Source organism: Streptomyces sp. NPDC093984, from assembly GCF_044764595.1.
Classification (GTDB): Bacteria; Actinomycetota; Actinomycetes; order Streptomycetales; family Streptomycetaceae; genus Streptomyces; species Streptomyces cynarae.
In genome coordinates, this window is sequence record NZ_JBIWIM010000018.1 from 69,432 (window position 1) to 77,467 (window position 8,036).

At 74.8% G+C, this 8,036-nt stretch carries 8 protein-coding genes; all 8 read left to right on the forward strand.

The window, feature by feature from the left end; all coding sequences use genetic code 11:
- The first annotated feature begins 84 nt into the window (after positions 1–84).
- The 8 genes from cobM to ACIRC0_RS35800 all read left to right on the forward strand — a co-directional run bounded on the left by cobM (position 85) and on the right by ACIRC0_RS35800 (position 7,913).
- Positions 85–903, forward strand: coding sequence for a precorrin-4 C(11)-methyltransferase (gene cobM / locus ACIRC0_RS35765; RefSeq protein ID WP_403625075.1), 819 nt, complete (start codon positions 85–87; stop codon positions 901–903).
- Positions 900–2,141: a precorrin-6y C5,15-methyltransferase (decarboxylating) subunit CbiE gene (gene cbiE / locus ACIRC0_RS35770; RefSeq protein WP_403625078.1), complete on the forward strand. Its 1,242-nt coding sequence runs from the start codon at positions 900–902 to the stop codon at positions 2,139–2,141. Before cobM ends, cbiE begins: the two co-directional genes overlap by 4 nt.
- Entirely contained in the window at positions 2,138–3,808 is a 1,671-nt protein-coding gene (gene cobJ, locus ACIRC0_RS35775; protein ID WP_403625081.1) for a precorrin-3B C(17)-methyltransferase, read from the forward strand. The genes cbiE and cobJ overlap by 4 nt, the downstream gene beginning before the upstream one ends.
- Positions 3,805–4,395 carry a precorrin-8X methylmutase gene (locus ACIRC0_RS35780; RefSeq protein WP_403625084.1) on the forward strand — a complete coding sequence of 197 codons (591 nt, stop codon included), beginning with the start codon at positions 3,805–3,807 and terminating at the stop codon, positions 4,393–4,395. Before cobJ ends, ACIRC0_RS35780 begins: the two co-directional genes overlap by 4 nt.
- Positions 4,392–5,351 carry a sirohydrochlorin chelatase gene (locus ACIRC0_RS35785; RefSeq protein WP_403625087.1) on the forward strand — a complete coding sequence of 320 codons (960 nt, stop codon included), beginning with the start codon at positions 4,392–4,394 and terminating at the stop codon, positions 5,349–5,351. The genes ACIRC0_RS35780 and ACIRC0_RS35785 overlap by 4 nt, the downstream gene beginning before the upstream one ends.
- Positions 5,308–6,414 (forward strand): Rv2231c family pyridoxal phosphate-dependent protein CobC, encoded by a 1,107-nt coding sequence (gene cobC, locus ACIRC0_RS35790; protein WP_403625090.1) that lies wholly within the window; start codon positions 5,308–5,310, stop codon positions 6,412–6,414. Before ACIRC0_RS35785 ends, cobC begins: the two co-directional genes overlap by 44 nt.
- 139 nt (positions 6,415–6,553) lie before the next feature.
- On the forward strand, positions 6,554–7,168 hold the full coding sequence (locus tag ACIRC0_RS35795) for a DUF1326 domain-containing protein (protein ID WP_403625093.1): 615 nt from the start codon (positions 6,554–6,556) through the stop codon (positions 7,166–7,168).
- Positions 7,169–7,331: 163 nt separating this feature from the next.
- Positions 7,332–7,913 carry a DUF2182 domain-containing protein gene (locus tag ACIRC0_RS35800; protein ID WP_403625096.1) on the forward strand — a complete coding sequence of 194 codons (582 nt, stop codon included), beginning with the start codon at positions 7,332–7,334 and terminating at the stop codon, positions 7,911–7,913.
- The last annotated feature ends 123 nt before the right edge of the window (positions 7,914–8,036 follow it).

Consider the following 8,036-nt stretch of genomic DNA (forward strand, 5'->3'; position numbering starts at 1 on the left):
ATCCGATCAGGCCCCGGTCGCGCACATCCGGCCCCGATTCCGCCCGCACACATCGTGACATTCCGTACGAGAGGACCTGAACCCATGGCCGATGCCCCCACCGGCAAGGTGACCTTCGTCGGTGCCGGCCCCGGCGCCGCCGATCTGCTGACGTTCCGTGCCGCGCGCGCCATCGCCGAGGCCGACGTCGTGATCTGGGCGGCCAGCCTGGTCCAGGCGGAGGTCCTGGAGCACGCGCGTGCGGACGCGGAGGTCCTGGACTCGGCGACCATGTCGCTGGAGGACGTCGTCGCCGTGTACCGGCGGGCGCGCACCGAGGGGCTGAGGGTCGCCCGCATCCACTCCGGCGACCCGGCCCTGTGGGGCGGCACCCAGGAGCAGCTCGACCGGTGCGCGGAGATCGGCATCGCGACCGAGGTCGTCCCCGGTGTCTCCTCCTTCTCCGCAGTCGCCGCGCTCGCCCAGCGCGAGCTGACCATCCCCGAGGTCGCGCAGTCCGTGGTCCTCACCCGGCTCGGCGGCGGCAAGACGCCGATGCCGCCGGGCGAGGAGGTGCGCGAGTTCGCCCGGCACGGCACCACGATGGCGATCTTCCTGTCGGCGGCGCGCAGCGGGCAGCTGGTGCGGGAGCTGCTGGAGGGCGGCTACCCGACGACCACCCCGGTCGTGGTCGCCTACCAGGCGACCTGGCCCGAGGAGCTGGTCGTGAAGTGCACGATCGGCACGCTGGAGGAGACCGTCAAGGAGCACAAGCTCTGGAAGCACACCCTCTTCCTGGTCGGCCCGGCGCTCGACGCGCACGGCACGCGCTCGCACCTGTACCACCCCGGTCACTTCCACGGCTACCGCAAGGCCGACCCCGAGGCCCGCAAGGCCCTGCGCACACGGGGTGCGAGCACGTGATCACGGTCGTCGGCACGGGCACGGGGGCGCCGCTTCCCGAGGAGGTCCTCGCGGCGGCGGACCTCGTCGTGGGCGGGCGGCGGCATCTGGACGCCGCCCGGTTGCCCGAGGGCGCCGAGCGGATCGTGCTCGGGCCGCTGGCGCCGGCGCTGGACGCTATCGAGCGGTACCTGGACAAGGAGCGGCGGGTCGTCGTGCTCGCCTCCGGTGATCCCGGGTTCTTCGGCATCGTGCGGGCGCTGGGCGAGCGGTTCGGGCCGGACCGGCTGGATGTGCGGCCCGGCGTGTCGTCGGTGGCCGGTGCCTTCGCGCGGCTCGGGCTGACCTGGGACGACGCGGTGGTGGTCAGCGCGCACGGGCGCGAGATGCGCACCGCGGTGAACGTGTGCCGGGCGCGTCCCAAGGTCGCCGTGCTGACCGGGCCCGGAGCCGGTCCCGCCGAGCTGGGGGCGGCGCTCTGCGACGGCTCGGCCGACCGGGTCCTCGTCGTGGCGACCGCGCTCGGCGACCTCGAGCGCGAGCGCGTGGAGCGGGTGACGCCCGCCGAGGCGGCGGAACGGGACTGGGGGCCGGCGGTGAGCGTGGTGCTGTGCCTGGACGAGGCGCGGGCCCTGGGGCCGGTGCGCACGGTCGCGGGGGCGCCACCGGCTCCGTCCGCATGGGCCCTGGAGGAGAGCGCGTTCGCGCACCGGGACTCGATGATCACCAAGTTCGAGGTGCGCGCCCTGGCCCTGGCCCGGCTCGGGCCACGGCTCGGCGATCTGGTCTGGGACGTCGGCGCGGGCTCCGGCTCGGTCGCCGTCGAGTGCGCACGGCTGGGCGCCGCCGTCACCGCCGTCGAGAAGACACCCGACGGGGTCGAGCGGATCCGCGCCAACGCGTCCGCGCACGGCGTGGACGTACGGGTCGTGCACGGGACCGCGCCGGACGCGCTGGACGGGCTCGACGACCCCGACGCGGTGTTCGTCGGCGGCGGCGGACGCGAACTGCCCGCCATCGTCAGCGCGTGCGCGCGGCGCGCCCGGCGGGCGGTGGTGGTCGCCATGGCGGCACTGGACCGCGTACCGGCGGCGCGCGAGGCGCTCGTCGCCGCCGGGTTCTCCTGCGACGGCGTCCTGCTGCAGTCGTCGCGCCTCGCGCCGCTGCCGGGCGATGTGACCCGGCTCGCGGCGACCAACCCTGTTTTCCTGCTGTGGGGCACGCGGGCCCCGGCACTGCACGAAGGAGAAGCTCAGTGATCGGCCTCATTTCCGCCACCGCGGCGGGGGCGGCTGCGCGGGACCGGCTGGCCGCGGCGTGGCCGGACCGTACGCGGGCGTACGACGGGCCCGTGAAGGACGCCGTACGGGCCGCCTTCGCGGAGTGCGAGCAGCTCGTGTGCTTCCTTGCGACCGGCGCGGTCGTACGGCTGATCGCGCCGCTGCTGGGTGAGAAGGCCTCCGACCCGGGTGTGGTGTGCGTCGACGAGGGCGGGCGGTTCGCGGTGTCCCTCGTGGGCGGGCACGCGGGCGGCGCCAATGAACTCGCCCGCGCGGTGAGCGGGGTGCTGGGCGCGGAACCGGTCGTGACGACCGCCACGGACGCCGTGGGGCTGCCCGGGCTCGACACGCTCGGGTTCCCGGTGGAGGGCGATGTCGCCGCGGTGTCGCGGGCGTTGCTCGACGGGGAGCCGGTGGCGCTGGAGGCGGAGGTGAGCTGGCCGCTGCCGCCGCTGCCCGTCGCCGCCGAGGGCGCGTACACGGTCCGGGTCACCGACCGCGCCGTCGAACCCGGCGAACGGGAGGTCGTGCTGCGGCCGCCCACCCTGGTCGCGGGCGTCGGCGCGTCCAGGGGTGCCCCGGTGGAGGAGGTGCTGGGGCTCGTCGAGGGTGCGCTGCGGGACGCGGGGCTCTCCGTGGCCTCGCTCGCCGAACTCGCCACCGTCGACGCCAAGGCGGAGGAGCCCGGCATCGTCGAGGCGGCGCGGCGGCTCGGTGTCCCGCTCGTGACGTACGCCGCCGAGGAGTTGGCGAAGGTCGACGTGCCGAACCCGTCCGAGGCACCGCTCGCCGCCGTCGGCACGCCGTCCGTCGCGGAGGCCGCCGCGCTGGTGGGCGGGGGCGAACTCCTCGTACCCAAGCGGAAGTCGGCCATGGCCACCTGCGCGGTCGGGCGCCGGCCGGGGCGCGGACGGCTCGCGGTCGTCGGGCTGGGGCCGGGCGCCCGGGACCTGCTCACGCCGCGTGCACAGCAGGAGTTGCGGCGCGCGTCCGTGCTCGTCGGCCTCGACCAGTACGTCGACCAGATCCGGGACCTGCTGCGGCCCGGCACCCGGGTCCTGGAGTCGGGGCTCGGCGCCGAGGAGGAGCGGGCGCGCACGGCGGTCGCACAGGCGCGCAAGGGGCACGCCGTCGCGCTGATCGGCAGCGGGGACGCCGGGGTGTACGCGATGGCCTCCCCCGCGCTCGCCGAGGCGTCCGACGACATCGACGTGGTCGGGGTGCCCGGCGTCACGGCGGCGCTCGCGGCCGGGGCGATCCTCGGCGCCCCGCTCGGCCACGACCATGTGTCGATCAGCCTCTCCGACCTGCACACGCCGTGGGAGGTCATCGAGCGGCGGGTACGGGCCGCGGCCGAGGCCGACCTCGTGGTGACCTTCTACAACCCCCGCTCCCGGGGCCGCGACTGGCAGCTGCCGAAGGCCCTCGCGATCCTCGCCGGGCACCGGGAGCCGACGACACCGGTCGGTGTCGTACGCAACGCGTCGCGGCCGGACGAGTCCAGTCGCCTCACGACCCTGGCCGAACTGGACGTGGCGACGGTCGACATGATGACGGTCGTGACCGTGGGCAACACGGCGACCCGCCGGATCGCGGGCCGCATGGTCACGCCGCGCGGATACCGCTGGCAGGAGGAGGCGAAGTGAACCGTGTGGTGCACCCGATCGAGCAGGAGTCCTTCCGGCGGCTGCGCGCCCGCCTCGACACCTCGCACTTCCCGCCGCTGACCCGGGCGGTGGTGGAGCGGGTCATCCACTCCGCCGCCGACCTCGACTACGCCACCGACCTCGTCATGGACGAGAGCGAGCTGGAGAAGGCGCACGCGGCGCTGCACGCCGGGGCGCCGGTGGTGGTGGACGTGGAGATGGTCGCGGCCGGGATCACGCGCCGCGAGACGGTCTGCCGCCTCAAGGACGCCAGGTCGGGCCCCGGCATGACCCGTTCGGCGCACGCGATCCGGCTGGCGTACGAGGACGTCGGCCCGGGCGCCCTGTGGGTGATCGGCTGCGCGCCGACCGCCCTGGAGGAGCTGCTGAAGCTGGACGTCTCCCCCGCGCTCGTCATCGGTCTGCCCGTCGGTTTCGTCGGCGCTGCCGAGTCCAAGGCCGCGTTGCGCGAGAGCGGGCTGCCCGCCGTGAGCAACGTGTCCGAGAAGGGCGGTTCGGCGGTCGCCGCCGCCGCGCTCAACGCCCTGCTGTACCACCCCGTTCCGAAGTTCGAGGAGACATCGTGACCACTCCGCCGCCCGCCCTGCTCATCGCCGGCCACGGCACCCGGGACGAGGCCGGAGCCGAGGCGTTCCGCGACTTCGTACGGGAGCTGGGGCGCCGCCACCCCGACCTGCCCGTCGCGGGCGGCTTCATCGAGCTGTCGCCGCCGCCGCTGGGCGAGGCGGTGACCGAGCTGGTGGAGCGGGGGGTGCGCCGCTTCGCGGCCGTGCCGCTGATGCTGGTGTCCGCCGGACACGCCAAGGGGGACATCCCGGCGGCGCTGGCCCGGGAGAAGGAACGGCACCCGGGCATCTCGTACACCTACGGGCGCCCGCTCGGCCCGCACCCGGCGCTGCTGTCGGTGCTGGAGCGGCGCCTGGACGAGGCGCTGGGTGGGGCGGCGCGCACGCCTGAGGAGCGCGCCGAGGTGACGGTGCTGCTGGTGGGCCGTGGCTCCACCGACCCCGACGCCAACGCCGAGGTCTACAAGGCGGCGCGGCTGCTGTGGGAGGGGCGCGGGTACGCGGGCGTGGAGACGGCGTTCGTGTCGCTGGCGGCGCCGGACGTGCCGAGCGGCCTCGACCGGTGCGCCAAGCTGGGTGCGAAGCGGATCGTCGTCCTGCCGTACTTCCTGTTCACCGGGATCCTGCCGGACCGGGTGCGGCAGCAGGCGGAGGACTGGGCGGCGGCGCATCCTCAGCTCGAGGTGCGGTCGGCGGACGTCATCGGGCCGGAGCCGGAGCTGCTGGACCTGGTGATGGAGCGCTACCGGGAGGCGCTGAAGGGGGATCTGCGGATGAACTGCGACTCGTGCGTGTACCGGATCGCGCTGCCCGGCTTCGAGGACAAGGTGGGGCTGCCGCAGCAGCCGCACTTCCACCCGGACGACGACGGGCACGCGCACGGTCACGGCGACGGGCATCACCATCACGGTCATGGACACCACCACGGGGGGCACGCGCACTCCCATGCGCACTGAACGGGACGGAGCACAGCACGACCTGCGGCACCACGGGGACGCCGAGGTCCGTGACGGCGGAGCGGGGCTGACCGACCTCGCGGTGAACGTGCGCGCGGACACGCCTCCGGCGTGGCTGCGGGAGGTGATCGCCGAGTCGCTGGGCGGGCTCGCGGCCTACCCCGACGGGCGGGCGGCGCGGGCGGCGGTGGCGGAGCGGCACGGGGTGCCGGCCGAGCGGGCGCTGCTGACGGCGGGGGCGGCGGAGGCGTTCGTGCTGCTCGCCCGCGCCCTGGAGGTACGGCGGCCGGTCGTGGTGCACCCGCAGTTCACGGAGCCGGAGGCGGCGTTGCGGGCCGCCGGGCACGTGGTGGATCGGGTGCTGCTGCGGCAGGCGGACGGCTTCCGGCTGGATCCGGCGCTGGTGCCGCAGGACGCGGACCTGGTGGTGATCGGGAATCCCACGAACCCCACGTCCGTCCTGCACCCGGCGTCGGTGATCGAGGAACTGGCCCGCCCGGGACGGGTGTTGGTGGTCGACGAGGCGTTCATGGACGCGGTGGCCGGGGAGCGGGAGGCACTGGCGGGCCGGACGGACGTGCCGGGCCTGGTGGTCCTGCGCAGCCTGACCAAGACCTGGGGTCTGGCGGGGCTGCGCATCGGCTACGTCCTGGCCGATCCCGGAACGATCGCGCGACTGGAGCGGGCGCAGCCGCTGTGGCCGGTGTCGACACCGGCGCTCGCGGCGGCTCAGGCCTGCGTGTCGCCGCGGGCGCTGGCGGAGGCGGCGCACGCGGCGCACCGGGTGGCGGCGGACCGGGCCCATCTGGTGGCGGGCCTGCGGGAGTTCGGGCCGGACGGGCTGTATGTGGCGGAGCCGGCGGAGGGGCCGTTCGTGCTGGTCCGCCTGGCGCGGGCGGCTGCCGTGCGGCGGCATCTGCGGGACCTCGGCTTCGCGGTGCGCCGCGGGGACACGTTTCCGGGGCTGGACGAGGAGTGGCTGCGGCTGGCGGTACGGGACCGGGTGACGGTCAACCGCTTTCTGCAGGCGCTGGACCGGGCGATGGCACTGGCACAGGGCTGAGCGGGAGCCGGCGGCACCAGGCCAGGGGCCGCCGCCGGGGCTAGGCTGGAAAACGGTCCGAGCAACAGCGCCGGAGTCAGCGGTCTGTGCCGGTGGGCATTCCCGCGCGGTCCCGGTGCGCGCACCGGTGAGGCAGATCATGGCCTGGAACCTGAGCGGGACCTATCTGGAGAGCTGCAACTGCGATGTGGTGTGCCCGTGCACCACATCGGGTTTCGCCGCGCCCGCCGATCACGAGCGCTGCCAGGTGACCTTCGCGTTCCACGTCGACCGAGGGGAGGTCGACGGCGTCGACGTGTCGGACCGCAGCGTCGCCGTCTTCATCGACGGACCCCGGGTGATGGCCGACGGCGGCTGGCAGGTGGCGCTGTATGTCGACGCGGCGGCCGACGACGGCCAGGCGGAGGCGCTGGGCAGGGTGTTCTCCGGGCAGGCGGGTGGGCCGATGGCGGCACTCGTCCCCCTCATCGGTGAGGTCCTCGGCGTCGAGCGCGTGCCCATCGGCTACCGGGACGACGGACGCCGTCACGCGGTGCGCGTGGGCGACGCCATCGACATCGAGATCGAGGACCAGGTCGCCCCCCAGTTCGGCGCGGACGGCCCGGTGATGGGGCTGACCGGCGTCTTCCACCCGGTCGGCAGCACGCTGACGATCGCCCGGTCCAGCAGGGCCACCGGCACCGGTGTGTACGGCCGGTCATGGGACTTCACCGGCGGCAACGGTCACTCGGCGCCCTTCACATGGTCCGCGTGACGACCGGCCCGCTCGCCGGGCGTGGCAGGGTCGGCTCCGCCGGGCTGCTGCTGCTCGCAGCTGCGGTCGCCTGGGCCTGGGTGGTGGGACGCGAGCGCGGTATGGGGGCGATGCCCGGGACGATGGCCTGGATCTGCCCGCCTTCCTGCCCGTGTGGACGGCGATGACAGCCGCGATGATGCTGCCCGCCACGGCGCCCGTCGCGGCCTTGTACACGCGCACGATCGTCAGCCACCGGGTCGCGCGCGTGGTCGCGTTCACCGTCGGTTACCTGCTGGTGTGGGCCGCCGCCGGGCTTCCCGCCTACGCGCTGGCGGCCCTCGCCGGCCGGGCGGCGGGCACGGATGCGGCCACCGCCACCGCGGTCGCCGCCGCCGTCTTCGCGGCCAACGGCGTCTACCAGCTCACCCCCCTCAAGGACCGCTGCCTCGCCCGGTGCCGCTCGCCGATCGGGCTGATGCTGCGCTGTGCGTCGTATCCGGGGCGGTCCCGCGATCTGCGCGCGGGCGCCCACCATGGCGCTTTCTGCCTGGGCTGCTGCTGGTCGCTCATGGCGCTGCTGGCGGCGTTCGGCATGATGAACCTGTGGGCCATGGTGGGCCTGGCGGCCGTGCTGAGCGCCGAGAAGCTCGCCCCGGCGGGTCCGGTGGTGGCCCGGGGCGCGGGGGCGGCCTCCCTCGCCCTGGCCATCGCCGTCGCCTGGGTCCCGGGACTGGCGCCCGGACTGATCGGCAGCGCGATGTAGACCGGCTGGCCCGGAAGGCAGACGCCGGGGCCCTAGCTTGATCTTTAACCTCCGGCGTCGAATGGTGCGTCGAACTTGATCACTCGGTCCGGTAACTGCCGTACGCAGAAGCGGCCTTCGTCT

What these genes read in the sequence shown, in the direction of transcription:
- ACIRC0_RS35795 (WP_403625093.1), top strand. Translation starts at nt 6,554, where the DNA reads ATGGCCTGGAACCTGAGCGGGACCTATCTGGAGAGCTGCAACTGCGAT.
- cobM (WP_403625075.1), top strand. Translation starts at nt 85, where the DNA reads ATGGCCGATGCCCCCACCGGCAAGGTGACCTTCGTCGGTGCCGGCCCC.
- ACIRC0_RS35800 (WP_403625096.1), top strand. Translation starts at nt 7,332, where the DNA reads ATGACAGCCGCGATGATGCTGCCCGCCACGGCGCCCGTCGCGGCCTTG.
- cobC (WP_403625090.1), top strand. Translation starts at nt 5,308, where the DNA reads ATGGACACCACCACGGGGGGCACGCGCACTCCCATGCGCACTGAACGG.